The 26,163-nt window shown below is 60.8% G+C and carries 16 protein-coding genes, 2 pseudogenes and 1 riboswitch; of the genes and pseudogenes, 11 read left to right on the top strand and 7 right to left on the bottom strand.

Annotated elements, in window-relative coordinates; translation table 11 throughout:
* Positions 1–73 precede the first annotated feature (73 nt).
* The 6 genes from GGD57_RS14110 to thiM all read right to left on the bottom strand — a co-directional run bounded on the left by GGD57_RS14110 (position 74) and on the right by thiM (position 5,730).
* Positions 74–1,720 (bottom strand): ABC transporter substrate-binding protein, encoded by a 1,647-nt coding sequence (locus tag GGD57_RS14110; protein ID WP_184470668.1) that lies wholly within the window; start codon positions 1,718–1,720, stop codon positions 74–76.
* Between the two features lie 42 nt (positions 1,721–1,762).
* Complete coding sequence (locus GGD57_RS14105; RefSeq protein ID WP_184470666.1) at positions 1,763–2,785, bottom strand: glycoside hydrolase family 3 protein; 1,023 nt, start codon at positions 2,783–2,785, stop codon at positions 1,763–1,765.
* Between the two features lie 24 nt (positions 2,786–2,809).
* Positions 2,810–3,289, bottom strand: a complete 480-nt coding sequence (locus tag GGD57_RS14100) for a GNAT family N-acetyltransferase (protein WP_184470664.1) — start codon at positions 3,287–3,289, stop codon at positions 2,810–2,812.
* Positions 3,290–3,488: 199 nt separating this feature from the next.
* Positions 3,489–4,298 (bottom strand): bifunctional hydroxymethylpyrimidine kinase/phosphomethylpyrimidine kinase, encoded by an 810-nt coding sequence (thiD, locus tag GGD57_RS14095; protein WP_184470662.1) that lies wholly within the window; start codon positions 4,296–4,298, stop codon positions 3,489–3,491.
* Positions 4,295–4,930: a thiamine phosphate synthase gene (gene thiE / locus GGD57_RS14090; RefSeq protein ID WP_184470660.1), complete on the bottom strand. Its 636-nt coding sequence runs from the start codon at positions 4,928–4,930 to the stop codon at positions 4,295–4,297. The genes thiD and thiE overlap by 4 nt, the downstream gene beginning before the upstream one ends.
* Complete coding sequence (thiM, locus tag GGD57_RS14085) at positions 4,927–5,730, bottom strand: hydroxyethylthiazole kinase (protein WP_184470658.1); 804 nt, start codon at positions 5,728–5,730, stop codon at positions 4,927–4,929. Before thiM ends, thiE begins: the two co-directional genes overlap by 4 nt.
* Positions 5,731–5,780: 50 nt before the next feature.
* A riboswitch (TPP riboswitch) is annotated at positions 5,781–5,877 on the bottom strand.
* A gap of 694 nt (positions 5,878–6,571) precedes the next feature.
* Between thiM and GGD57_RS14080 the strand changes: the two genes are divergently transcribed.
* The 11 genes and pseudogenes from GGD57_RS14080 (at position 6,572) to GGD57_RS14035 (ending at position 25,284) form a co-directional block, all read left to right on the top strand.
* Positions 6,572–7,189: an invasion associated locus B family protein gene (locus tag GGD57_RS14080; protein WP_184470656.1), complete on the top strand. Its 618-nt coding sequence runs from the start codon at positions 6,572–6,574 to the stop codon at positions 7,187–7,189.
* A gap of 13 nt (positions 7,190–7,202) precedes the next feature.
* Positions 7,203–8,924 carry a ShlB/FhaC/HecB family hemolysin secretion/activation protein gene (locus tag GGD57_RS14075; RefSeq protein WP_184470654.1) on the top strand — a complete coding sequence of 574 codons (1,722 nt, stop codon included), beginning with the start codon at positions 7,203–7,205 and terminating at the stop codon, positions 8,922–8,924.
* Between the two features lie 13 nt (positions 8,925–8,937).
* Positions 8,938–9,405, top strand: coding sequence for a hypothetical protein (locus tag GGD57_RS14070; RefSeq protein ID WP_184470855.1), 468 nt, complete (start codon positions 8,938–8,940; stop codon positions 9,403–9,405).
* 41 nt (positions 9,406–9,446) lie between these two features.
* Positions 9,447–10,001: pseudogene (locus GGD57_RS14065) on the top strand (hypothetical protein).
* Positions 10,002–10,095: 94 nt separating this feature from the next.
* A complete protein-coding gene (locus GGD57_RS14060; RefSeq protein WP_184470652.1) occupies positions 10,096–10,782 on the top strand; it encodes a hypothetical protein in 687 nt (228 codons plus the stop codon).
* Positions 10,783–10,957: 175 nt separating this feature from the next.
* Positions 10,958–19,036, top strand: a complete 8,079-nt coding sequence (locus GGD57_RS14055; protein ID WP_184470650.1) for a hemagglutinin repeat-containing protein — start codon at positions 10,958–10,960, stop codon at positions 19,034–19,036.
* A 5-nt stretch (positions 19,037–19,041) separates the two neighbouring features.
* On the top strand, positions 19,042–19,257 hold the full coding sequence (locus GGD57_RS14050) for a hypothetical protein (protein ID WP_210303873.1): 216 nt from the start codon (positions 19,042–19,044) through the stop codon (positions 19,255–19,257).
* 9 nt (positions 19,258–19,266) lie between these two features.
* A complete protein-coding gene (locus tag GGD57_RS14045) occupies positions 19,267–19,587 on the top strand; it encodes a hypothetical protein (protein ID WP_184470646.1) in 321 nt (106 codons plus the stop codon).
* A 94-nt stretch (positions 19,588–19,681) separates the two neighbouring features.
* Positions 19,682–24,073: pseudogene (locus GGD57_RS14040) on the top strand (hemagglutinin repeat-containing protein); the annotation flags it as partial.
* Between the two features lie 321 nt (positions 24,074–24,394).
* Positions 24,395–24,973: a toxin glutamine deamidase domain-containing protein gene (locus GGD57_RS29215; RefSeq protein ID WP_348645978.1), complete on the top strand. Its 579-nt coding sequence runs from the start codon at positions 24,395–24,397 to the stop codon at positions 24,971–24,973.
* Positions 24,973–25,284 carry a hypothetical protein gene (locus tag GGD57_RS14035; RefSeq protein ID WP_184470644.1) on the top strand — a complete coding sequence of 104 codons (312 nt, stop codon included), beginning with the start codon at positions 24,973–24,975 and terminating at the stop codon, positions 25,282–25,284. Before GGD57_RS29215 ends, GGD57_RS14035 begins: the two co-directional genes overlap by 1 nt.
* A gap of 286 nt (positions 25,285–25,570) precedes the next feature.
* Here GGD57_RS14035 and GGD57_RS14030 read toward each other — a convergent pair whose 3' ends face one another.
* Positions 25,571–26,155: a DUF1349 domain-containing protein gene (locus GGD57_RS14030; RefSeq protein WP_184470642.1), complete on the bottom strand. Its 585-nt coding sequence runs from the start codon at positions 26,153–26,155 to the stop codon at positions 25,571–25,573.
* Positions 26,156–26,163 lie beyond the last annotated feature (8 nt).

The raw sequence follows: 26,163 nt of genomic DNA, 5'->3' as shown, positions 1-26,163 counted from the left end.
ATGAACATGATGCCCATCCGAAACCGCTTATGCTTTTCGGCATCATGCTCCGACGCCGCTCCTGGGAGATGCTTTACTTCACAGGCTCGAGCGCGAGCAGGTTCAACAGGCGTGCCGGATTGGTGCGCGAGATCGACGGATTGACAAAGGGATTTTCCTTGGTCGACCAGCCGGTGAAACGCTTGGTGTTGTACTGATACCAGTTCGGATTGTTGAAGACCGGGATCATGGGCATGTTTTCGGCGACGATGCGCTGCGCCTTGTTCATCACCTCTTTCTGCGTGGCAAGGTCCGCGGTCTGGGTGAACTCGGTGACGAGTTTTTCGACATCGGGGTTGAACCAGCGCTGCGCGGTGAAGCGTGTCTTGCCCTTGTCCGAGGAACTGAAGGCGCGCTTGTAGGGATAGTAGGGCGAGGCCGATGCCGGCAGGCTGTTGATCGCTGCATCGAAGGTGCCGTTGATGAGGTTGCCGGTCCAGACCGCTTCCTCAGGCGTTTCGATCTTGGCGTCGATGCCGACCGCCTGCATGCCTTCGACGGCGATGTTGACCGTGTCGACCCAGTCCGTCCAGGAGTTCGGGACGATGATCGAGAAGGAGATCTTGCTGCCGTCAGGATTGTCGCGGAAGCCGTCGCCGTCCTTGTCCTTGTAGCCGGCTTCGTCGAGCAGCGCCTTGGCGGCGCCGGCGTCATAGGTCGCAAACTTGCCGAAGTCGGCCTTGATGGACGGGTCCGCCCAGCTCTTATAGAGCTCGCCCATCAGGCCTGGATCTTCGTTCAGCGTCGGATAGCCGTAGCCGGCGACGTCGATCATCGTCTTGCGGTCGAGCGCCATGCCGACAGCGCGGCGGAACTTCACATCGTTGAAGGCCTTCTTGTTGTTCTCGTTTGCTGTTTCCAAGTTGAACAGGAAGGCGACCATGCTGCTCGGCGAATACCAATAGTGGAAATGCGCCGGGTCCTTCGAGACGTAGACATTGTCGATATCGGGAATGAAGGAGACGCCCCAGTCGAGCGTGCCGTCGGCGGTCGCCGTCAGGATCTGGTTGTTGTCGGCAAGCTGCGGGAAGCGCATGCAGTCGACCTTCAAATGCGCGTTGTCCCAGTAGTTCGGGTTGCGGCACTGGTCGTAGGTCTGGCCGGTGAAGCGCGGCACTTCCGTCAGCGGGCCGCTGCCGACCGGGCTCTCGTTGGCGAAGGTGACGGGATCGGTGACATCCTTCCAGACATGCTCGGGAACGATCGGCAGCTGCGAAATCTGCTCGGCGGCAAGCGAGCTCGGATTGGCGAGCGTGAAGCGCACCGTCTGGCTGTCGACGGCCTGGACGTCGGTAACGAAGGTCCAGATGCTGACGAAATCGAGCGCCGGGAATTTCTTCAGATAGTCATAGGTGAACTTGACGTCGGCTGCGGTCAGCGGCTTACCGTCCGACCATTTGAGGTTCGGGCGCAGCTTGAATTCGATGCTCTTCAGATCGTCGGAGAGCTTGAAGCTTTCGGCCAGGCGATAGACTGGCTTGTTGCTGTCGAAGCGATTGAAAATAACCAGCGGCTCGTAGATGAAGTCGAGCGTCGACTGGCGCGACGAGGTCTGGTTGAACGGGTTGAAATTGCGAACCCAGGTGGTTGCCGGTTCGATATTCGCGGTCAGGATCGTTTGCGCCAGAGCAGATCCCGAAAGCAGTGTCAGCGCGGCAGCGGCAAGAAGATATTTTTTCATGTTTTATTCCCCTTTTTTATGCGGTGAGAAATATTCTGCCGGTCAGGCGACCGGCGCGCTTGCAAACATGTCTTCGACCTCGGCATGGGCGGCGTGGATGTCGATCTTCAGATTGCCGAGGCGGGCCTTGCCGGCGGCGATCCGCTTCAGGGCTATATCCGTCAGCGGCCGGGCGGCCTTGGCGGCGGCTTCGCTTTCCCTGACGTCGCCGTGGCTGTGGAGGGCGATGTCGAAGCCGGCGTCGAGCACTTGTCTGACGCGCTCCGGCAGCGTGCCGGCAAGCGATTCCATGAAGATGCAGTCGGAAATCAGCACGCCCTCGTAACCCATGTCGTTGCGGATCACGTCGTGCATGACGGGCGAGATCGAGGCCGGCAATTCGGCGTCATAGGCCGAATAGACGACATGGGCGACCATCGCCCAGGGCGTATCCTTCAGCGCGACGAAGGGCTTGAAATCGCTGGCGACGAGCGTTTTGCGGCTGGCGTCGACGACCGGACGCTCCTTGTGGGAGTCGAGCGTGGCGCGGCCATGGCCGGGAATGTGCTTCATGACGGGCATGTTGCCGGTCTCGAGCAGGCCGTCGACCACCTCGCGGCCGAGGGCAGCGATGAAATCGGGATCGGGGCCGAAGGAGCGGGCGCCGATGACCGCGCTCGTCGTCTCGAAGACGAGGTCGAGCACGGGCGAGCAGCCGCTGGAAAGGCCGAGTTCCGTCATCATCGCGCCCATGGCCCGGGAGGAAAGGCGCAGTGCTTTTTTGCCCAGATCGAAATCGCGGCGCGCCAGTTCGGCGAACTGGCCGAAGCTGCGGAAGAGCGGCCAGGGGCCGGCATCGAGATGCTGGACGCGGCCGCCCTCCTGGTCGGTGAAGACGGGCGCATCGTCGCGGCCGACGGCTTCGCGGAAACGGTCGATCAGCCTCTTCGTCTGCTCCGGCTCGCGCTGATTGCGCCGGCCGACGAAGAGGCCGAGCGGATTGGCCTCGCGGAAGAGGGCGAATTCATCATCCGAAATCGTGGGGTTCGGGAGGCCGACGAAAAGGGCGAGCGGGGTCGAGGACAATTCTGTAACTCCGGGATCAGATGGTCATTTCGGCGCGCTTCTGAGCATGCCTTCGTAAATGCCCTTGTCGGGGGCGGGGATGACGATTGCGCCTGCGGTCTTGGCGTAAAAATCGACCGGGCCGGCATCGCCGATGAAGGCATAGGCATGGCCGAGCGCCTTCATCGTCTGAAGGCAGGCGGAAAAGAGTGCCAGCCCGATGCCTTTGCCGCGCGCTTGCGGATCGACGCCGGTCGGGCCGAAGAAGCCGCGCGCCGTCGTGTCATAGCAGGCAAAACCCAAGAGCTTGCCGCCTTCGACTGATATCAGGCAGGCAACAGGCTGGCGGGAGAAGGCGACGGAGACTTCGCTTGCCCAGTTCTCGCTGAACCGGTCGCGAACCCAGGCAAGAACGAGATGCAGTTCCGGGGGGAGGGCCGGACGGACGCAGACGCCGACATCATCGGCTCTCTGCTTTAGGTCTGCGAACGCGGTGGAATATAGGTTCACAAGCAGGTCTGGCACCTGTTACTCCTCCTTTTATTCCGTTATTGCGGAATGTATCCCCTTTTAATGAGATAGAGTTGGCTATCTCACCGGGCTTGTCAACAGGGATTTTTTGAATACGGCGGCTGGGCCGACAGGGGAACGCAAAACGGCCCGGGGAGGCCGGGCCGTTCTTGAGCGCAGTCATGATATTTGCGCAGCTGTTAAGAAAGTCGGGTCACTCGCAGTCTTTCCAAAGCGCATGAAAATGCTGCACCGGGCCGTGGCCGGAGCCGACGGTGAGGTTTCCGGCGGCGGCGACTGCGCCGGCGAGATAGTCCTTGGCGATGGCGACGGCTTTCTGCACCGGGGCGCCCTTGGCGAGCTCGGCTGCCAGTGCGCTGGACAGCGTGCAGCCGGTGCCGTGGGTGTTTTTGGTCGGCACGCGCAAAGCTTCGAACCAGTACAGGCCGTCGGCGGTGGCAAGCACGTCGGGGCTCTCATCGCTGTCGAGATGGCCGCCCTTGACCAGCACCGCGGCAGGTCCGAGCGCCCGCAGCCGCTCGGCCTGCGCTGCCATCTCGGCGCGGTTGGTCGCGACCGGCTGATGCAGCAGGGCAGCGGCCTCAGGCAGGTTCGGAGTGAGAAGCGTCGCAAGCGGCAGCAGCCGGTGGGTCAGCACGTCGACCGCTTCGGGCGCGAGCAGGGCGGCCCCACCCTTGGCGATCATCACCGGGTCGAGGACGACGGGAATGCCGCGTCGATCGGCGAGTGCGCCGGCAACCGCCTCGGCGATGCCGGCATTGGCGATCATGCCGATCTTAATGGCGTCGACGCGCACATCGGCAAAAACCGCGTCGATCTGGTCGGCGACGAATTGCGGCGGCACCAGATGCACGCCGCTGACGCCTTGGGTGTTCTGCGCCGTCAGCGCCGTCAGCACCGCCATGCCATAGACGCCGCGGGCGGAAAAAGCCTTGAGATCGGCCTGGATGCCGGCGCCGCCCGAGGGATCGGAGCCGGCGATGGAGAGAACATTGCGGATCATGGGCGCACCTTTCGGATTTCGGCGGCGATGCGGCGCGTCGCCGCTTCAGGGTCCCTGGTGCCTGCGATGGCGGAGACGACGGCAAGCCCTTTGGCGCCGGCGGCAAACACTTGCTCCACATGCTCCGCCTTGAGGCCGCCGATCGCAACCGAAGGCACCGGCGAGGCCTTCACCAGCCTCGCCAGGCCATCAAAGCCGATCGGCTGCTTGTGATCGGCTTTGGTCGGCGTCGCAAGCACCGGCCCGACGCCGGTATAATCGACGAGGCTGGGATCGACGGCAGCGGCAAGCGTCTCCGTCTCGACCGACAGGCCGAGGATCATCTCGGGGCCGATCATCCCCCGCGCCATGCGCGCATCCATATCCTCCTGGCCGATATGCAGGCCGTCGGCGCCGATGGCGATCGCCGCCTCGACATCGTCGTTGACGATGAGCAGGGCGCCGGTCCCGTCAAGCGCCTGTCTCAAGGCGCGGCCGGTCGTAATCATCGCGGCGGTGCCGGCCTGTTTATCGCGCAGCTGCACCATCGTCGCGCCGCCGGCAACGGCCAGGCGCGCGGTCTCGACCATGCCGATCCCGGCGCAAAGCTCCGGGTCGAGGACGAGATAGAGCGAAAGGTCGAAAGCCTTCATGCTGCCGATATCCTTGCCCTGGCATCGAGCGTTTCGGCGTCGAGCGCAGCCAGCGCATCGAGGAAACGCCAGGCGAAGGAGCCGGGGCCGGCCGCTCCGAGCGCGGCGTCCTCGCCGGCGACGGCGAAGGTTGCGAGCGCGGCGACCGTCGCCCCGAATATATCTTCAGGTGCGGTCGCGGCAAAGGCGCCGACGAGGCAAGTGAGCGAGCAGCCGAGCGCGGTGACCTGCGGCATCAGGGCCGATCCGCCTGTTATGCGTACGGCCCTTTCACCATCGGTGACGAAATCGACGGCGCCGGTGACGGCGACAACCGCCTGCTGGCGCTCGGCGAGCCGGCGCGCCGACCCTTCCGCCTGCTCGACCGGGTCGCGGCTGTCGACGCCTTGGCCGCGGCTCTCTCCGCCGGCAAGGGCGATGATCTCGGAAGCATTGCCGCGGATGATCGTCGGCTTCAGCGCCAGCAGGCCGGCGACCGCATCGCGGCGGAAGGCCGTCGCATAATGGGCGACCGGATCGAGCACCCAAGGTTTGCCGGCCGAGGTCGCCGCCTTCGCCGCTGCCTGCATGCCGTCGATCCACTGCGCCGACAGCGTACCGATATTGATTGTCAGCGCATTGGCAATGCCGGCGAATTCGCCGGCTTCCTCAGCAGCATGCACCATGGCCGGCGAGGCGCCCGACGCAAGCAGAACGTTGGCGGCGATGTTCATGGCGACGTAATTGGTGATGCACTGAACGAGCGGCGGCTTCTCGCGCATCGCCTTCAGCATCGCTCCTGGTGTGGTCATGGTCTGCATGTGGCCCCTTTCAGGCGGGGGCGGGCACGGGGCAATTCGTGCGGGCGAAACCGCGACCCCGAGCGACTCCCTCCGCCGGCATTATCCGGTTCAGGTTCGAAGGGTGCTTCTCAGCCCGTCTGTCGACGAACGCCCCTGTCTCTCATCACGCTCTTTTTCGCAGAGAACGGGGCGGATGTCATCACGAAAATGAGGGTCCTGCGACTGTGCGGCGCGTGAAGCCCGTGGCGGCATACTCACTTTTCATGGGGAGAGGGAGATCGTCCTCGATTCGCGCCCGTACCAGGTTTTTCCCGAATGTTATTCGATGTTATTCGCGGATTCCGCTTGGGGCTGCGTATGCTGTTGCTGCTTCGCCATGCGGTTGTTTTCTCTATTTTCGATAGGAATAATAATAGCAACCGCGGGTGCAATGAATTTCTAAAATACATCCCCGTATTCGCGGCAGTTTCGGGAACGATGCATGCGCTCTCTTGAGCCGCTCTTCTTCAAAATGAGTGCATCTCATCTTCTGCAAGTTTTTCCGGATTTCCGATGGCGTGGAATTATTCAGCTTATCCGTCTATGCAGCTGATTTTCAACGTGAACGAGTGCACGGCCAGCTTCGCGTAAGTTGCGCGATGTCTCATGTCGCTCGCCAGCCAGTTTTATTCGAATTTCGGAATCTGTTGGTGATTTCGTCGAGAGAGCGGTCTCGGGCAGGTTAAACGTAATCTCCCAGAACGCGAAGTAAATACCTAACGCAAACTTTACCGTGCCGACACGTGAAGGTTGACCGAATTACGGATTGTAGCGATATGACTTGTCAGACAAATAAAATCTTCCTGAAGTTGCATTTTAAATGAAAAAACTTTTGAAAAGTGGCGTGAAGCGGGGCATCCGGGTGATCGCCCCTGTTCTGGTATCCATTGCTTGTGTCAATCCGTCTTTTGCGCAATCTCCGGCGCCCGCGGCTCAAGAACCGGAACAGGCGCAGGCCCAACCGGCGCCCGCAATAAAATCCCAGAAATTCGACGACTGGTATTATCGCTGCACCGGTTCTGAAGGCACAGAGGCCTGCGAAGTCGCACAGGTCGCGCAAGTCGCCAAAGACGGCAAGCCCGTCAATGTCCTGACGCTGGCGATATCGGCGCCGCCGACCGGGCCGGGCGACAAGGCCGACAAGGGCAAGCCGCGGCTGGTGCTGACCGCTCTGCTGCCGCTCAACGTCTTCCTGCCTTCTGGCCTGGCGATCAAGGCTGACGGCAAGCCCGTCGCCAAGCTCGCTTACCGCAATTGCAACGAGACCGGATGCTGGGCGCAACTGGCGCTGGATGCCAAAACGGCCGCGGCGCTGAAGAAGGGCGCGAGCGCCGAGGGGCTGGTGCGGCTGATGAACGGCCAGGACGTCAATATCCGTTTCTCGCTGAAAGGGCTGAAACCGGCCCTCGATGAACTTCAGTCCATCCCCGCGAAGTAGCCGAATTTCACCCATGACCACAGAAATTCGATACTCTCTGGTTGCTGGCGCTGCCCTCGCAGTGGCGATCGTTCCAGCCTATGGGCAAACGCCGGCCGATGATTTCAACCGCCGCCAGGACGAGCAATCGCAGACGCAGCGGCTGGATGCTCTTCGCCGCGCCACATCGGGCGGCGGCGCGGAAACCGAAAACGGCGCTTTGCCCGCCGGCAGTGGAAAGGGTGCCTGCTTCGACATCACCCGGGTCGAGATTGACGGGACGAAGCTGCTCTCGGCGCAGGAGATCGGCAAGGTGACGGCGCCCTACGGCAATCGCTGCGTCGGCCTTGCCGAGATCAATGCGGTCCTCAGAGACGTCACTCACCTCTATATCGATCATGGTTATGTGACCTCGCGGGCCTATGTGCCGCAGCAGGATATCCGCAAGAACAGGATCCTCCGGCTGCTCGTCGTCGAAGGCACGCTTTCCGACATCTATCTCAACGGCCAGAAGGTTGCCGGCAACACGTCGCTGGCGACAGCCTTTCCCGGCCTGATCGGCCGGGTCGTCAATATCCGCGATATCGAGCAGGGGCTTGACCAGATGAACCGGCTGCAGGCCAATGATGCCAAATCCGCCATGCTGCCCGGCCCGAAGGACGGAACCTCCATCCTCAACATCGAAAACCACCCTGGCCGCCCATGGCATGCCTCCTTCGGCAACAACAATATGGGCCAGGAAAGCACCGGTTTTTCCCGGAGTTCGGCCTCGCTCGGCTTCGATGATCTGCTCGATATCAACGATCAGTGGAATTTTTCATACGAACATAGCGGTCCGAGCTATCCGTGGAGCAATGACGGAAACGGCTACGGCAACAGCTATTCCGGCAGCGTCAGCGTGCCCTACGGTTATTCCACGGTTTCGCTGAACGGCTCCTGGTACCAATATGAAAGTGCCGTCGAAGGAAACTTCAGCACGCTCGAAACCTCCGGCAATTCGGGGCAGGCGGGTCTCGGCATCGATCGCGTCGTCTTCCGCGACAAGGATTCGATCACCACCGTCCGCAGCGGCCTGACCTATAAACAGACCAACAACTTCCTGCTCGGCAACCTGATCGAGGTCGGCAGCCGCCGCTATACGGTCGGCGATATCGGCATTTCCCATTCCCGCCGCATGTTCGGCGGCATCTGGATGTTCGACGTCAGCTATGACAAGGGGCTCGGCCTCTTCGATGCGGTGGAGCCGGGGGATCCGGGCGCCGGCAACGCCGATCCGCGATTTTCGAAATTCAACGCCACCGTCAGCGTGACGCAGCCGTTTCAGGCCGCTGGCCGGCAGTTCGAACTGACCTCACTCATCACCGGCCAATACTCTCCCGATAATCTCCTTGGCGCCGAGCAGATCTCGCTTGGCGGCTACAGCAATGTCCGCGGCACGCGCGAAAGCGTTCTCTTCGGCAATAACGGCATGTTCAGCCACAACGAGATCGTCTGGAGAACGGGTTCCAACCAAGGCGGCGGCGCGGCGGCGAAGGCGTTCGGCGAGCTGCGCCCCTATCTCGGCTTCGATTACGGCCACATCTACGCACAGCCGCGCCTCGATATATCAGGCGGCGATCTCGCCAGCTGGACGGCCGGCATCAGGACCGTCGGCGGCAATATCAGCGCCGACCTCGGCTATTCCGAGATTGTTGCAAGCAGCCTCGACGGTGTCGATGGCGGGCTCTTTTATTTCAGCGCATCCGCTCATTGGTAACGAAAGCAAAACAATGACCACCCGCAGTATTTCGACGAACAAGCCCGCCAAAACCCTTTCAACATCGACGGCGCTGATCCTTGCATTGTCCGTGGCTCTCGCCGGCTGTGCCGGACGAGAGGCGCGTCCGGTCGCTTCGACCAACCCGACCGACAGCGCCTTTGATTGTGCCGGCATAACCCGGGAATTCGAGGCGAACGAGCGGCAGATCACGTCGACGGTGAAGGAACGGACCGATGCGCAAGGCAAGAACATCGTTCTCGGGGCGACGGGTGTACTGCTGTTCCTGCCGGCGCTGTTTTTCATGGACCCGAAATCGCCCGAGAAGGTCGAGATCGATGCGTTGCGCAACCGGAACAATGTCCTGACCAGCATCGCCAGATCGAAGGGGTGCCCGGCGCCGAAGTCCCAGCTGACTGAGCTCTACAAGCATCTCGACAGTAAGCCAAAGCCGGCATCGTCGTCGGACAGCCGGAACTGAGTCCTGCAGACCAATCGAACGAAAAAATCCCGGAGTTGTTTATGCGTATCGTGCGTTTTCTAACCCTTCTCCTGCTGGCGGCAACGTTGGCATCCTGCGTCACCACGAGGACAGACCCCCGGCTGATCGCCGCCCTTCAGCGGACCTCCGTGCGCGAGATCCGGATCGAGCTGGCTCCTGACGTCAAGACATTTGGTTTCGGCGACAAGCCGGACCAGCAGGTCTAGGAGGCGGTTCGCACCCTTCAGGCTGCGATGACGAAAGAACTGATCGGCGTGCCGGGCGGGCCTAACCGGGGCAGGCTGGTCGTCACGCTGCATGTGTTTGACGTGACGACCAAGCAGGCCCGGATCATCGGTGGTCATGACAGCATGATCGATGGGACCGTCCGCCTGGAGGATGCCAAGACCGGACAATTGATCGCCGAAGCGCAAAACATCCACGGCGAAGACCTCTCCATGCGCGGAAGCGGTTACGGCGTGATCATCGCCGTCGCCGTCAACGCTGCGACGACATCAGGTGCGCCTGACGTCATGGCACAGCGCCTGTCCAAGTCTTTCACCCGCAACGTGAAGACCTGGCTCACCCAGAAATAAGGCCTGCGATGAGCAGTCATATTGTCGAAGGGATGGCGACAGGGCCTCACCACGGTTTGAACCCTCTGTCCCAATCGAAACGGAGAAATTTCATATGACCAAAAGAGCTTTTGCGGCTGCGGGATTGAGCATCATAGCCGTGCTGCTGGCGTCGTGCGGCGGGACAACGGATCCCGCGATGGTCGCCAGCGAAAGAGTGGTAAAATCCACCGAGATCCTCAACAAGAGGAAACAGAAAGGCGCGCTGATCCTTGTACGCTTTCTTTATCCCGGCTTGTTCGGTCCCATCCGATGCGACGGTCGGATTCGTCTTCGCAAGCTCATCAACGGCGAACCTGACAAGGTGGCTGCTCCTGAAGATGTCTACAGCGGTTTCAAATGGCTTCTGCCCGAGCAAAGCAAGCCGGCGGACATAAAAGGCAATCTCCTCAACCCTGTCGGCAACGCGAAGGAGTACGAACGCGTCTTCGATCCGATCGCGTCCGGCACTTATGTCGTGACCTACGCTTCCTGCCAGATGTCTTCGCCGAACGGAACCACAACGCTTGAGGCAGGCGGCGACCATGAAGGCCTGTTCAGCTATATCAGCGCACTGGAAGGTGCGAGCACGATCACCATTGGCGAGGGCCAGATTGTCGACGCCGGCTATTTCCGCGTCCAGGGGACGAAATCTCACCCCGTCGTGGTCGGTCAAGAAGCAAGCGCGGCCGAACGCGAGGTCATGAGGGAAGTTCTTCCGGGAGCCTATTCCTCCATCACGTTCAAGAAGTTCGGGGAATAGACAAGCTGACATCTGCATGGACGCGCCAAATCACGTCCATTTTGTTCGGATTGCATTTACCTCACGCACAGGCGGAAGTTGACCGTGGCCAACGGCTATGGTTCTCGATCATCGTGAGAAATTACAACTGCGGCGGGATTTATCTGTCGCGTATGCGGGCGGCGGAAAACATACGATGGGCAATAGGCTGGGCAAATCGACGGCGACAACACATCACGTCGCCGGGGCCGATAGAAGATTTGTTCGCAGGTTCGCGTATTTTGCCCGCCAATCCCTCGCTCTCCTGCTGAGCGGTCTGCTCGTGCTGCAGCCGATGCTCGCCAATGCTCAGTCGGTCTCGGCAAGCACCGTGGCGCCGGCGGCCAACCAGCCGGGCATCGGCGCGGCGCCGAACGGCGTGCCGCTCATCGACATCGTCACGCCGAACAGCCAGGGCCTGTCGCATAACAAATACGACAACTTCAACGTCGGCACGCCGGGCCTCATCCTCAACAATTTCAAGGGCGAGATCGGCACCTCCAATCTTGGCGGCGTCACGCCCGGCAATGCCAATCTCAATACATCGGGGCCGGCATCGGTCATCCTCAACGAAGTGACCAGCGGCAATCTCTCGGCATTGAACGGCGCGATCGAGGTGTTCGGCGGGCGCGCCGACGTCGTCATCGCGAATCCGAACGGAATCACCTGTGACGGTTGCGGCTTCATCAACACGCCGCATGCGACGCTGACGACAGGCGTCCCCGATATCGGCGCGGACGGCGCGCTGAAAGGATTCACGGTCAACGGCGGCGATGTCACCATCGGACCGAATGGCGGCAACTTCGCCGCCGGCCCTGGCGCTGTGGATCTCTTCGATATCGTTTCGCGTTCAGTCACCGTCAACGGCCCGGTCTACGGCAAGGATCTTCGCGTCACGGCCGGCCGCAATCAGTTCGACTATGCCACCGGCAACGCCACGGCGCTTGCCGCCACATCAGGCACGCCGGAATATGCGATCGACGGTTCGGCGCTCGGCGCCATGCAGGCCGACCGCATCAAGATCGTCGTCACCGAAAAGGGCGCCGGCGTGCGCATGCGCGGCGACATGGCCGCCAATGCCGGCGAGCTGTCTCTGTCTGCCGACGGCAAGATCTCGCTCGGCAATGTCTCCGGCCAGCAGGGCGTTTCGATCTCCTCGAAGGCGAAGGTGACTGCTGCCAAGGTCACTTCGAAGGCAAAGGTCACCGTTCAGGCGGACCAGGGCATCACCCTCGATACGGTCGCCGCCGATGATGACATCCTGTTGTCCGGCAGCAGCGGCCTCTTGAGTGTCGCAGGTGAGGTGAACAGCGCCGCCAACGTCCAGATGACGTCGTCTGCCGGTATCGCCGCCGGCAGCGTCATCGCCGGCAATGCGCTCACCGTTTCCGCCACCTCGGGCGGTATCCAGATTGCAGGTTCGGTGAAGAGCACAGGCTCTCTTTCCGTTACTGCGACTTCAGGCGCGATCTCGGCTGCCTCGCTGGTCAGCGGCAACAATCTCACGCTATCCGCCGGCGCCGACATCGCCATATCGGGTGATGTCCTGGCTGAAGGCAACGTCACGGCTTCAGGCCGTTCGATTGCAGTCGCCACGGTCGCCTCCGGCGTCGATCTCACCGCCACCGCCCAATCCGCCAATGCTGCTTTGGTGCTGCAGCCGGCGGGCAATATGAGCCTTACGGCCACAAATGGTTCAATCGCCGTCTCCAACGCGTTGCTGAGCAGCGGCGCTCTTTCGGCCACGGCGACGCAGAATGTCGCCTACGCCAAGCTCCAGAGCCTCGGCAGCGCGGAACTCACCGCGGGCCAGATCAGCTACGGCAATCCCACCAGCACTGCCGGCAACCTGACACTGACCACCACCAATATCGACCTCTCCAATGGCGTGGCGAACAACCTCGCCGCCGGCAGCACGCTGACGCTCAATGCCGCCAGCGCCAACCTTGCCAACAGCAGCCTCACACTCGGCGGTCTTGCCCTCAATCTCACCGGCACGGCCGATCTCAGTGGCGCCAAGATCAACGCCGTCACCAATGCCGACGGTTCCGGCGACATCGTTATCAATGCAGGCGACCTTTCCACCTCGACCGGCACGGCGCTGCTCGCCGATCACGACCTGACTCTGACGCTGCCGTCGCTGATCAATGCCGGGCAGCTGGCCGCCGGCCACGACCTCACCTTCAACATTTCCGGCAATTTTACCAACAGCGCCACGGGCCTGACCTATGCCGGCGACGATGCCAGCCTGTTTGTCGGCGGCGTGCTCACCAACAACCAGGGCGCCATCATATCAGGCAACGATCTTACGATTGCCGGGGTGACGGAGTTACAGAGAAATGCTGAAGTCACCAATGTTTCCGGTCTGATCCAGGCCGGAAACGACATGTCCATCCTGACCAGCAATCTCACCAACCAGCGGGCCGCTACCCCGCAGTGGACGACCGGGAACTTGGTTTCTTCGGGCGTCGTCAGCGGCTTCACGCTCAATCCCGTCGCCGCCGGTCTGCCTTTCGGCTATCTCGAGACCGCAGATCAGAACATGTTCCAGCTCTATGACGGCGTCGATCCGGCGCTGTGGCAGGATTATCAGCCGCTGCTCTGGTCGAAGGCGACGCTTGCCGACGGCACGACCTATCATGCATGGACCTGGATCTCGGCCGACGGGCCGGAGAAGGTCACGCCGATCATCGACTGGATCAGGGCCCGGGTGCCGAGGGACGCGAACGGCAATCCGGTTGTCGATCCCAACAATCCGTCGCGCTATTTCATCGTCGACGAGGTGAATTTCAGCGGCTCTGATGAAAGCACCACCTATTCATGGGATTGGTCGTCCAATCTCAGCCAGTCGGTCTATGAGGACCGGTTGGTCGGCACGCTCAGCCCTGAAGCGACGATCCGGGCAGGCCGCAATCTCAACATCGACGCCACCAATCTGACCAATTCCTACAGCTCGATCGAAGCCGGCGGCGACGCGACGCTGAAGGGCTCGACGCTGACCAATACCGGCGTCACCCTGTTTCGCACGACGACGACGACCTGCCATGCCCAGGGCGCCTGCACCGCCTATAATGCCAATGGCACCGCCAATCCCTCGAAAAACATCGCCAACGGCTCGACCATTGTCAGCTCGGTCGAGGCGATCGGCGGCGTATCGGCCAACATCAAGGCCGGCGGCGCGCTCTCCGTCAATTATAGCAGCGTCAATAACACATCGGCGGCCGGCTCGATGGCCGGCGGCGCCAATGTCGCGGCCGCCAGCAATCCCGGTGATCCGCTTTCGGCGCTCACCGGCCTGACCGCCGGCGGTGCGCTGTTCAACGTCAATTCGGGGCTCGGCGGCGGCGCCCTCCTGTCTCCCGCCAAACCGAACTCCGGCGGCTTCGGCGGCAAGATAGCCCACCAGGCCTTCCTGTTCGAAACCCGCGCAGCCTACCTCGATGTCGGCACCTTCTACGGCTCCGGCTATTTCATGGACCGCATCGGCTATCGGCCGGAGACGACGGTTCCGTTCCTCGGCGATGCCTATTTCGAGAACCAGCTGATCGACACGCAGTTGCGCCAGCTCGTCGGCGAAGGGCTCGGCAGAAGCACCTTCATCGCCGGCGGCAGCGCCATCGAGCAGATGAAGACGCTGCTCGACAATGGTGCCACCTATGCCAAGGATCACCACCTGGCCGTCGGCCAGGGCCTGACGTCTGAGCAGGCGGCCGCTCTCACCGACTCGATCGTCCTCTACCAATGGCAGACCGTCAACGGCGTCCAGGTGCTTGCTCCTGTCGTTTATGTTGCCGCCGCCGACCGGCAGAAGCTGACCGGCGCCGGCGCCGCCATGGCGGGTGGCTCCGTCGATATGAATGTCGGCAATCTCGACAATTCCGGCCTGATCGCATCCGCCGGCGGCCTGACCGTTTCCGGCAGCTCCATCCAGGGTAGCGGCACGTTCCTGTCGCGCGGTGACACGACGCTCAATGCCACCAACGGCATCACGCTCGCCGCCCAGACGATGACGATTGGCGGCCAGAACGTCGTCAACACCAATGCCGGCGTGACGGCCGGCGGCACTCTGCAGCTTGCCGGCGGCAGCGGCGATCTCACTCTCAAGGGCGTCAAGGTCAATGCCACAGGCGACGCCACGCTCTCCGGCAAAAACGTGACACTGGATGCCGCCAAGGTCGATAATGCCGGCCAGCAGAATGCTACTGGCACCCAGGTCGCCAGCGGCAAGGCCCTGACGATCAAGGCCACCGACAATGTCAACGTCATCGGCAGCTCCGCCAAGGCGGGCACGACGCTCGATGTGACCGCCGACAAGGGCTCGGTGGCCGTGGTGTCGACCGATGTCGCCCGCAACAACCAGTCCGGCTACACCAGGACCCTCTCCACCGATCAGCAGCAATCGCAGCTTTCCGCCGGCACCAATGCGACGATCAAATCAGGCGACGACATCCTGCTCTCCGGCTCCTCCGTCAAGGCCGACGGCAATGTCGCGCTCAGCGCCGGCGACGATATCAACATCACGGCCGCGCAGGAGCATTCCGCATCCACCTTCGGCAAGAAGTCCGCCTCGTCGATCACCCATGTCGGCTCGGAAATATCGGCCGGCGGCGACCTCTCGGTGACCGCAGGCAACGGCAGCGGCGATCACGATCTCAATATCGTCGGCAGCAAACTTGCCGCCGACGGCAAGCTCGCACTCAAGGCCGACGGCGACGTGACGATCGCCGAAGCCACCGACACTGCGACCCTCGACACCAGGCTCAGCAGCAAGGGCGGCTTCCTCGGCAAGAGCGAGAAGACGACCACCCATCTGGAAACGACGACAGCCGTCGGCTCATCGATCAGCGGCGGCGCAGGCGTCGACATCACCTCCGGCAAGGACACGGTCATCTCGGCCTCGAAGATCGAGGCCGGCAAGGAAGACGGCATCGACCCGGCGGACCTCAACATCACCGCCAAAGGCGACCTCATCATCGCCTCCGGTAAGGACACTACCGCCAAGGACGACAAGGGCTCGCGTAGCGGCTTCCTGTCCAAGGGCTCGTCCAGCCACAAGAGCTATGACGAGACCACCGTCGGCTCGCAGTTGAGCGCCAGCGGTGACATCAATCTCGACGCAGGCAAGGCAGCAGTCATTGCCGGTTCGAAGGTCGATGCCGACGGCTCGATCAACGTCGCGGCCGACAGCGTTTCGATCATCGGGGCGCAGGAAACGCACGAATTCGAGGAGCAGCGCAAGAAGTCCGGCTTCGGCGTCGGCGGCGGTGGCGGGTTTATTTCGATCTATGGCAGCCAGCAGAACAGCGGCAAGCAGGCCTCCGAACTCAACGTGGCATCGGTGCTGTCTGCCGGAACGGATGTCGTCATCAAGTCCCGCGACACTGACATCAACATTCTCGGTTCAAGCATTGGTGCCAAGCAGGACCTTACTCTCGATGCCGCCCGCGACGTCAATATTACGCCGGGTGCGGAAACGGCTTCCGCCGAAGAGAAGGAAAAGCGTTCCGGCTTTGGGATCGCATTCAGTTCCGGCAACGGCGGCGCCTCAATTGGCATCGGCTATGGCAAATCGGTCGATCAGACCGCGCAGTCATCGGCGACCAACGCCGTCTCGACCCTCTCTGCCGGCCGTGATTTGACGATCACGGCCGGCAGAGACGCCAACCTGCAGGCCGCGCAAGTCTCGGCAGACCATGATGTTGCCATCTTGGCTGATCGGGATGTCAACCTGCTGTCGGCTCAGGACCAGACAAACTACGAGCACTTGCATGAGGAGTTCTTCGCCGGCATCACTCTGTCGGTATCGTCCGGGCTCGTTAGTGCAGCCGAAAGCGTGCAATCGGCGGCAAGCGGTCTCGGCGACAATGCCGGCCTTTACGCTGCAGCGCCGGCCGCGCTGGCCGCGATCAATGCCTATAAGACGCTCGACAGCATCTCGAAGGGTGACAGCAGCCTCGCTTCCGTTTCGCTGACGGCGGGCTTTAACTATCAAAAGTACGAAAACGCCGCTTCCAGTTCTTCCCCCGTCGCCACTTCGGTGCGGGCCGGCGGGGCGATAGCCATAGAGGCGACATCCGGCGATCTCATCGGCCATGGCGCACAGATCGCAGCTGGCTACGATGCAAACGGCAATCCCACGGTCTCGGGGGATGCGAATGCCGGCAATGTCCTGCTGTCGGCAGGCCACGATATCGTGTTGGAGAGTGCGCAGTCGACAAACGAGAGTTCGAGCAAAAGCACGTCGGCGGGCGCCAGCATTGGCGTCGGCGCGGAAATCGGTGGCCCCAACGGCGGTGGGATTGGCCTGACTGGCAGTGCCAGCGTGGGGATGGGTAAAGTCGGCGAAACCGGTGTTACCCAACTGAACAGCCACGTCATGGGTTCCGGCGCCGTTGCCCTGAACTCAGGCAATGACACGACGCTTAAAGGTGCTGTCGTCTCCGGTAACACCGTCATTGCGAATGTGGGCGGCAACCTCAATATCGTCAGTCAGCAAGACACGTCCGCCTATAGGGAAACGACGGCCGGCGCATCGATCGCGCTGTCATCCGCTGGCGCACTGTCCGGCGGCGCCAGCACCGGGAAGGTCAAGGGCGATTTCGCCAATGTCTCCGAACTGAGCGGGATCATTGCGGGGGATGGCGGTTACCATGTGGCTGCCGGCGGCACTGTCGATCTCAAAGGCGGCGTCATTGCCTCGACCGCCGATCCTCAGAACAACGAGTTGAGCGCCACGGCGCTGACCTATTCCAACATCGAGAACGCTTCGAGCGCCTCTACGTCAGGTTATGGTGCCGTCCTCAGCCCCAGCGGCATCCCGCTGCCGGCGGTCGATGCACCTGCGAAGCAGGAAGATCACGGCAAGGCGCTCGCGACACTGTCGCCGGGCAAGCTAACGCTCAGCGACCAGAAGCAGGGTCTCTCCGGTCTCAACACCGATCTGTCCAAGGCGAACACCCAGGCCGATTTTTACGACATCGAAACGCTGAAGCGCCGGCAAGCAAGTGCCGCGGCCGTTTCACAGCTTCTGAACATGGCGATCGGAGAGATTTCCCAGAAGCTCGGCTTTGCTGAGGGAAGTCCTGAGAAGATCGCTCTGCATGCGGCAGCCGGCGCGCTGACTGCGGTGGTCTCCGGTGGAAATATAGGCATCGGTGCTTTCGCTGGCGGCACGCAGGAACTGATCGGCGCGGTCATCGGCAAGGCGCTGATGGACAATCCGAACCTAACGCAGGAGGAACGTAATGCGCTCAGCCAATGGGCGGCGGTTCTCGTCGGCGCCGCGGTCGGCGGAAATCAAGGGGCCTCCACTGCGCTCGACGCGGAAACTTTCAACCGACAGCTTCACATTGAGGAAGCCAAGCTCATTGCCGCCAATGCCGCTCGTTATGCGGTTCAGCAAGGATATTGCACCAGTGTTGATACTTGCTCCGGCGCCTCGATGAACATTGCCATCGGCGAACTGACGAACCAGGCACTCAAGCAAGTGGACATCTCGGCAGCAAACTTGCCGCAGAACGATGCAGCATCTGCCTTTCTCGACAGTATCGCGCCGAAACGTTCCATTCCCGGTCTCTGCACAGGCTGCAATCAGACCTATTTCCATGCAAGTGGCGATGTCTATCGCGATACGTCGATCAACTCGGAGACCTTTTCTCAAATCGTTGGGTTTTATGTTCTCGCATCTGCTGTGTACAACAGCGAGCATGTGACGCAGATCAGTATCGCCGACAGCCTGATAAGGCAGACAGAGCTCATTGGCGGCATACGTAACGCAAATGCCAGCGTCGATCAGGCGATGCTGCCGTGGGAGATATTTAATGGTGTTTTCGCCGGCACAGGTGGCCCGTTCGCCGTTAGGCAGAGGGTTGCCGAGCGTGAAGCGCTGGCAACCGAAGCGGCAACGGGACGCACGGTTGGCTTCGAAACCTCCAATCTTAAAAGCAAGTTATACGACTATTTGTTAAACGTAGCGCATCCACAGAATCAAAGTAAGGCCAACTGGTTTAAGCAGGCTCTGGGTTTTGATCAAAGCAACTGGAAGAGCCTCTCTTCTCAGCTGTATTTTGACGTTGAGGCAGCAACGGTGACAAAAACTACTGAATATGGGAGAACGTATGAGCAAGTCATTCCAATCCTGGGTGCGAACGGAAGGACGATTAATACGAAATTTGTCTTCATGCAGGACAACTCAGGGACTGTACGATTGGTAACGGGGATTCCTTCGGATAAATGAACGCAATGAAAGAAAATGACGTCTTCTCTTTGCCAAAGGCGGTAAACGCGGTAGTGATTGGTGAAAAAAATACGATAGTACTTACTGCCGGAACGGTTGTTACTGTTGTCTTAGTTTTCGGAGATCCAGCCTCACCTGTTGCCTATGAAGTTGAAGCTTTTTTGCCCGAAAGTAATAGTTACGCCCTGGCAACCTTTGAGGTGATGGATACTCCAGAGTAATATGAGATTATGCCTAGTTTTATATTGTATGGGATCAGAAAATATTCGCTTTCGGAAGCGAAGACTTCAGTAGAATCGGCGTTGGGTTTTTTCTTTTCCGAGCGAGATAGTTTTTATCAGGCCGGAGTTTATTACGTCTTTGGTGAGGGAGGCGAAGAGCAATTCGTTTTGAAGAGGAATATGGATCCATTCGATGGCGATCCTGTAGAGCAGGATTTTGTCAGCTATCCCCTCCTTTTTTATATAAATTCCACGGAGAGGCCGTCAGAACTGATCGCACTAATGGCTAACGTCGCAGACTTTGAATTGCTTCGCCAGGAGGTTTTTTAATCTATCAGTTCCGCATACCTGGGGCTGAGCACTACACACTCCTGGATGCATCTTTGCTGAACATCTGGGTCACCCTCGGCACACCCGGCGGGTCATCGCCAACGGCTCGACGATCGTCAGCTCCGTCGAGGCGATCGGCGGCGTATCGGCCAACATCAAGGCCGGCGGTGCGCTTTCGGTCGATTTCGGCAGCGTCAACAACACGTCGGCGGCCGGCTCGATGGCCGGCGGCGCCGGCGTCACGGCAGCAGGCAATCCCGGTGATCCGCTTTCGGCGCTCACCGGCCTGACCGCCGGCGGTGCGCTGTTCAACGTCAATTCGGGGCTCGGCGGCGGCGCCCTCCTGTCTCCCGCCAAACCGAACTCCGGCGGCTTCGGCGGCAAGATAGCCCACCAGGCCTTCCTGTTCGAAACCCGCGCAGCCTACCTCGATGTCGGCACCTTCTACGGCTCCGGCTATTTCATGGACCGCATCGGCTATCGGCCGGAGACGACGGTTCCGTTCCTCGGCGATGCCTATTTCGAGAACCAGCTGATCGACACGCAGTTGCGCCAGCTCGTCGGCGAAGGGCTCGGCAGAAGCACCTTCATCGCCGGCGGCAGCGCCATCGAGCAGATGAAGACGCTGCTCGACAATGGTGCCACCTATGCCAAGGATCACCACCTGGCCGTCGGCCAGGGCCTGACGTCTGAGCAGGCGGCCGCTCTCACCGACTCGATCGTCCTCTACCAATGGCAGACCGTCAACGGCGTCCAGGTGCTTGCTCCTGTCGTTTATGTTGCCGCCGCCGACCGGCAGAAGCTGACCGGCGCCGGCGCCGCCATGGCGGGTGGCTCCGTCGATATGAATGTCGGCAATCTCGACAATTCCGGCCTGATCGCATCCGCCGGCGGCCTGACCGTTTCCGGCAGCTCCATCCAGGGTAGCGGCACGTTCCTGTCGCGCGGTGACACGACGCTCAATGCCACCAACGGCATCACGCTCGCCGCCCAGACGATGACGATTGGCGGCCAGAACGTCGTCAACACCAATGCCGGCGTGACGGCCGGCGGCACTCTGCAGCTTGCCGGCGGCAGCGGCGATCTCACTCTCAAGGGCGTCAAGGTCAATGCCACAGGCGACGCCACGCTCTCCGGCAAAAACGTGACACTGGATGCCGCCAAGGTCGATAATGCCGGCCAGCAGAATGCTACTGGCACCCAGGTCGCCAGCGGCAAGGCCCTGACGATCAAGGCCACCGACAATGTCAACGTCATCGGCAGCTCCGCCAAGGCGGGCACGACGCTCGATGTGACCGCCGACAAGGGCTCGGTGGCCGTGGTGTCGACCGATGTCGCCCGCAACAACCAGTCCGGCTACACCAGGACCCTCTCCACCGATCAGCAGCAATCGCAGCTTTCCGCCGGCACCAATGCGACGATCAAATCAGGCGACGACATCCTGCTCTCCGGCTCCTCCGTCAAGGCCGACGGCAATGTCGCGCTCAGCGCCGGCGACGATATCAACATCACGGCCGCGCAGGAGCATTCCGCATCCACCTTCGGCAAGAAGTCCGCCTCGTCGATCACCCATGTCGGCTCGGAAATATCGGCCGGCGGCGACCTCTCGGTGACCGCAGGCAACGGCAGCGGCGATCACGATCTCAATATCGTCGGCAGCAAACTTGCCGCCGACGGCAAGCTCGCACTCAAGGCCGACGGCGACGTGACGATCGCCGAAGCCACCGACACTGCGACCCTCGACACCAGGCTCAGCAGCAAGGGCGGTTTCCTCGGTACGAGCGAGAAGACCACCACCCATCTGGAAACGACGACAGCCGTCGGTTCATCGATCAGCGGCGGCGAAGGCGTCGACATCACCTCCGGCAAGGACACGGTCATCTCCGCCTCGAAGATCGAGGCCGGCAAGGAAGGCGGCGCCGCGGCAGACCTGAACATCACCACCGGCGGCGACCTCGTCATCGCCTCCGGCAAAGACACCAGCGCCAAGGACGACAAGGGCTCGCGCAGCGGCTTCCTGTCCAAGGGCTCATCCAGCTACAAGAGCTACGACGAGACGACGGTTGCTTCCCAACTCGGGGCATCCGGCAATATCAATCTGACCGCCGACGGCGCGGCTGTCATATCGGGTTCGAAGGCCAATGCCGACAAATCGATTTCCGTCACGGCCGACAGCGTCTCGGTCATCGGGGCGCAGGAGACGCACGAGCTCGAGGAGCAGCGCAAAAAATCCGGCTTCGGCGTCGGCGGCGGTGGCGGTTTCATTTCGATCTACGGCAGTCAGCAGAACAGCGGCAAGCAGGCCTCGACTTTGAATGTCGGCTCGGCACTTTCGGCGGGCCAGGATGTTAATCTGACGGCCCGAGACACCGATTTGAACATACTGGGTTCGTCGATGGATGCGGATAACGACATCAATCTGTCGGCCAAGCGTGACGTCAACGTCACGCCTGGCGCGGAAAGCTTCTCGCAGTCCGAACAGGAGAAGAAGTCCGGCTTCGGTATTTCCTTCGGTTCGAGTGGCGGCGGCTTCTCGGTAGGCATCGGCGCGCAGACGAGCAAGGACAGCTCGTCCCAGCAATCGAATACCAATGCGGCGTCGATGCTGTCCGCCGGCCGCGATCTCAACATCTCCGCCGGCAACAACGTCAATCTGCAGGCCGCGCAGGGCTCGGCCGAACGTGACGTTAATCTGTTTGCCGCCAACGACGTCAATCTTCTGTCGGCTGCGGATAAGACCAACTACGAGGAGATCCACGAGAAGACCTTTGCCGGCGTGACGCTCAGCGTCTCTAGTCAGGTGAGCCAAGCGGCCAGCAGCATCATGAACTCGGCCGAGCGTCTGACCGGCGACAGCCGCGTCAATGCTATCACCAACACCATCATCGCCGCTCTCGGCTTCTATCAGGGCTACAAGGGCCTAAAGGAAGCCTATCAGCAGCTGACGAGCGCGGATCCTAAAGCGGAAGGACTCAACTTCTCGATCTCGCTGTCGGCCGGCGTTAATCATCAGGAAAACAGCTCGTCCTCGTCCTCCTCGACGCCCGTCGTCACCGATATCCGCGCCGGCCGTTCGATCACCCTGGAGGCTGAGAACGGCTCGATCACCAGCGACGGCGCGCAGATCGCCGCCGGCTACGACAAGTTCGGCCTGCCGACCGTTTCCAGTGACCCGCTGGCCGGCGACATCTTCTTGTCGGCGAAGAACGGCGATATCAACCTCAATGCCGCGACGGGCACATCGGATACGTCAAGCCAGAACTCGTCCTACAGCTTTGGCGTCGGCGTCGGCTGGAAGTGCGGCACGAAGTTGGGTTGCGGCACGCCCGGCGTCAACGTCACCGGCTCCTACGGCAATGGCAATGACGGCACGACGGGGCTGACGAACTACGACAGCCATGTCAGCGGCACCGGCGACGTCACCATTCTCACCAACGACCTCACCCTGAGAGGCGCCACCATCACCGGCAATTCCGTGACTGCCGCCGTCCGCAATCTGACGGTAGAGAGCCTAGTGGACACGGCGACTGCCAAGGCTCGCCAACTCAATCTCTCCGGCTCAATCGGAAGCGACGGCTTTAGCGCTTCCGGCTCGACCCAAAAGGCGACAGGCGACGCCGCCGTCGTCGCAGAGCAATCCGGCATCCATGCCGGTACCGGCGGTCTCGATCTGACCGTCGACAAGAAAACGACGCTCGTCGGCGGGCTGCTGACCAGCGAGGCTCCGGCCAGTCAGAATCACCTCGAAACCGGCACGCTCGAAGTTACCGACGTCGACACTCATTCGCGCTGGAAGGCCGACACCTACGGCGCCTCGATCGGCTCCGGCGGCCTGAGCCTTGCAAAGGTCAACGACGGAGAGAGCAAAACCGGCAAGGCCTATTCGGCCATCGGCGGCAATATCGGCATCGCCATCACCGATCCCGAGCATCAAACCCAGGATATAGGCACGATCCGTCGAGACACCGACAACACCAATACCTCGCTGCCGGGCTTGCCGGATCTGCAGAACATCCTGCGCGATCAGTACAAGACGCAGGCTGATTTGCAGGAGGCTCAAAAGGCAATGGCCACCTTGGTCGGCGATATTGCGGACGGATTGCACGATCAGGCGACGACTCAGGCTGGACGGGATTTCTGGGCAGAAGGCGGTCAGGGCCGCGCGCTATTGCACGCCATCGGCGGTGGCATCCTTGGTGGCGTCAACGGTTGGGAAGGAGCGATTAAAGCTGCTTTAGGCGGTGCGGTGACAACCTTGATGGCCCCAGCCATAGATAACCTCGTGAAGGGGATGCTGAAAGGCACAAAATACGAAGGAACGCCGGAAGGAGACGCGCTTGCCAAGCTGATTGGCGCAACCCTTGCGGCTGGCGTAGGCGGAGCTGTCGGCGGCGCCGATGGTGCTAGCTATGGCGCTGCGAACTACCAGTACAATTACCTGACCCATCCGCAGCGCCAAACTCAGATTGATGAACTGAAGGCTTGCAACGGTGATGAGAAATGTATCCGAGAAAACGTTGACAAGTATCGCGATTTGAACGTCTCGCAAGAGAACGAGCTTGTTGCATGCAAGACCAAAGCCTGTGTCGATGCGATCGTCGCATCTCTGCATGATTCGCAGGCGACGCTCGGGAACGATTACGTCGAGTTGCTTAATTACTCCAGGCAGGCTGCTGAGCTTGCGACCGCCTATCAGCAGATCGACCTTTTCGGGCAAAGCCAGCTAAAGACGGATATCGACTATGCCTACTTCACCGCTGCTTATTGCGAAAGCAACCCCGGCGATAGCTGCAAGCGAAATGGGGGGATGTTATATTTTGGAAGTCAGGTTGCGCTTGAGGCGGCCTACGGGGCGCTCGGGGTCGGACGCGGCGGACCAGGCCGCGCCACAAATACGGACGGCGAAACCGCCGGAAATTGTTCCGGAGATCGCTGTGGTAGCGCTGCAGATGACATTTACGGCAGCGCTCGATCAATGGAAGAAGAGTTTCCAGAACTCGCGGGCGTAAATCCTCACTATGTCGAGGGTGCCGGGCCGGGGGTAAATACGAATTGTGTTTCGTGCGTGAATGCCACCGTTGATCGCCTGACCGGGCGTAACCCTAATGCGGTAGCCGACCCTTCTTCAGGCTATGGTGTCCCCAATGATCTCAATTCATCCGCGCCGTTTGGCTTCAGCAAATCCACGAGCCCTGCAAATGTGACTACAAGACTTTTGTCGGAAGGAGACGGCGCGATCGCCGTGGTTCGCATCCAGCAAACTGGTGCTGTCGAACACGTAATTGTGGGCGTCAACCGAAGCGGGACTGTTCGCTACATTGATCCCCAACTTGGAAGCGTAGTAGAATTGCAACCTAATTTGACGGTTATCCCGGGGTATCGATAATGGACGAAACGGAGCTCGCTTTTGAGGAAATCAGAGAGCTTGCAAAGGAAGCCGGCCGTCAACATTGGCACGATTTCCTTGCAATTGGCGAGCCTCCGATTCTTGACGAATGCCTTAATGTTCGCCGCGCTTGGATGTTCTTCAGGAATCCCGATATTCAGATACCGCCACAAGCTAGTCTGCGAAAATGTGCTTTAGTGGTCAGTGACCGGGGGGAAGTAAGATTTACGGCGGACTACTACCCGGATTTGAATAAATGTCGAGAATATCTGGAGAAAATGTCAGATCACTTCGAGGAGCGAGGCTTGTGACAGCGGGCATCGCAAAGCCGTACGTCCCAAGATCAAGTTTGAGGAGCAACTAAAAATCTGTTCCGGCGGCGGGTTCATTTCGATCTGCGGCCGTCAGCAGAATATCGGCGCCAGCGCCATAATAATTTTCTCTTCCGTGAATCTCTGATTCTTCATTGTCGGCCCTTCGATGGGCCGGACTCTAATCAATTCTGGAGGAAATTCGCAGTGGCGGGTCATCTTGACCTGCCACTGCGAATTTCCTCCAAAATGAATTAGAGTCTGTCCTATAGAAGATGGAAACTTCTCAACTCAAATCATGCAGCCCGGTCGTAATCGCCGGCCCGATCGAAAACTCCGAAAACCGCACACTCAACCCACTGCGCTCCGGCGTGCAGGCAGTCGGCCCGACCTCGTAGTGCTCTGCCGTCGGCAAGGGCGCTAGCCGCAGCAGCGGCCAGCGGCGGCCGTCGCGGGAGGCCTGGATGCGCATGGCGCCGTTTGCAACAGTGACGCGGATGTGGAAATCCTTGAGTTCCTTGAAGGGCTGCGACACCGACCAGTCGGATCTGCCGTCGGTGACGACGGTGCTGAGGAAGGCTTCGCCGTCGGTGAATTCGACGCCTGACTTCACCCAGCGTTTTTCGTCGAGGCGCACCATCAGCCCGGCCTGGTCGTAGAGGGTGCGGAATTCGCCCTGGACGCGGATCTCGGCGGTGAAGCTGTCGCCGGTGGGAAAAGCGAGGAAATGACCGTTGTCGCGGGTGAAGCCGTAATGGGTTTCGCGCCAGAAATCGGTTTTCTCGTCGGTCGTTAGCGTCAGGCCGGTTTCATCTGCGCGCCAGTTGGCCGGCTCGTTCAGCCATTTTCCTGTGTTGAAATCGATGCTCATCCCGTTCT

The sequence above is a fragment of the Rhizobium esperanzae genome, assembly GCF_014197615.1.
Classification (GTDB): Bacteria; Pseudomonadota; Alphaproteobacteria; order Rhizobiales; family Rhizobiaceae; genus Rhizobium; species Rhizobium esperanzae_A.
This window is presented reverse-complemented; position numbering and strand designations above follow the sequence as displayed.

Bases quoted from the DNA above. Each gene is read 5' to 3' on its own strand.
- GGD57_RS14110 (WP_184470668.1), bottom strand. From the start codon at position 1,720: ATGAAAAAATATCTTCTTGCCGCTGCCGCGCTGACACTGCTTTCGGGA.
- thiD (WP_184470662.1), bottom strand. From the start codon at position 4,298: ATGATCCGCAATGTTCTCTCCATCGCCGGCTCCGATCCCTCGGGCGGC.
- thiE (WP_184470660.1), bottom strand. From the start codon at position 4,930: ATGAAGGCTTTCGACCTTTCGCTCTATCTCGTCCTCGACCCGGAGCTT.
- thiM (WP_184470658.1), bottom strand. From the start codon at position 5,730: ATGCAGACCATGACCACACCAGGAGCGATGCTGAAGGCGATGCGCGAG.
- GGD57_RS14080 (WP_184470656.1), top strand. From the start codon at position 6,572: ATGAAAAAACTTTTGAAAAGTGGCGTGAAGCGGGGCATCCGGGTGATC.
- GGD57_RS14075 (WP_184470654.1), top strand. From the start codon at position 7,203: ATGACCACAGAAATTCGATACTCTCTGGTTGCTGGCGCTGCCCTCGCA.
- GGD57_RS14070 (WP_184470855.1), top strand. From the start codon at position 8,938: ATGACCACCCGCAGTATTTCGACGAACAAGCCCGCCAAAACCCTTTCA.
- GGD57_RS14060 (WP_184470652.1), top strand. From the start codon at position 10,096: ATGACCAAAAGAGCTTTTGCGGCTGCGGGATTGAGCATCATAGCCGTG.
- GGD57_RS14055 (WP_184470650.1), top strand. From the start codon at position 10,958: ATGGGCAATAGGCTGGGCAAATCGACGGCGACAACACATCACGTCGCC.
- GGD57_RS14050 (WP_210303873.1), top strand. From the start codon at position 19,042: ATGAAAGAAAATGACGTCTTCTCTTTGCCAAAGGCGGTAAACGCGGTA.
- GGD57_RS14045 (WP_184470646.1), top strand. From the start codon at position 19,267: ATGCCTAGTTTTATATTGTATGGGATCAGAAAATATTCGCTTTCGGAA.
- GGD57_RS29215 (WP_348645978.1), top strand. From the start codon at position 24,395: ATGTTATATTTTGGAAGTCAGGTTGCGCTTGAGGCGGCCTACGGGGCG.
- GGD57_RS14035 (WP_184470644.1), top strand. From the start codon at position 24,973: ATGGACGAAACGGAGCTCGCTTTTGAGGAAATCAGAGAGCTTGCAAAG.
- GGD57_RS14030 (WP_184470642.1), bottom strand. From the start codon at position 26,155: ATGAGCATCGATTTCAACACAGGAAAATGGCTGAACGAGCCGGCCAAC.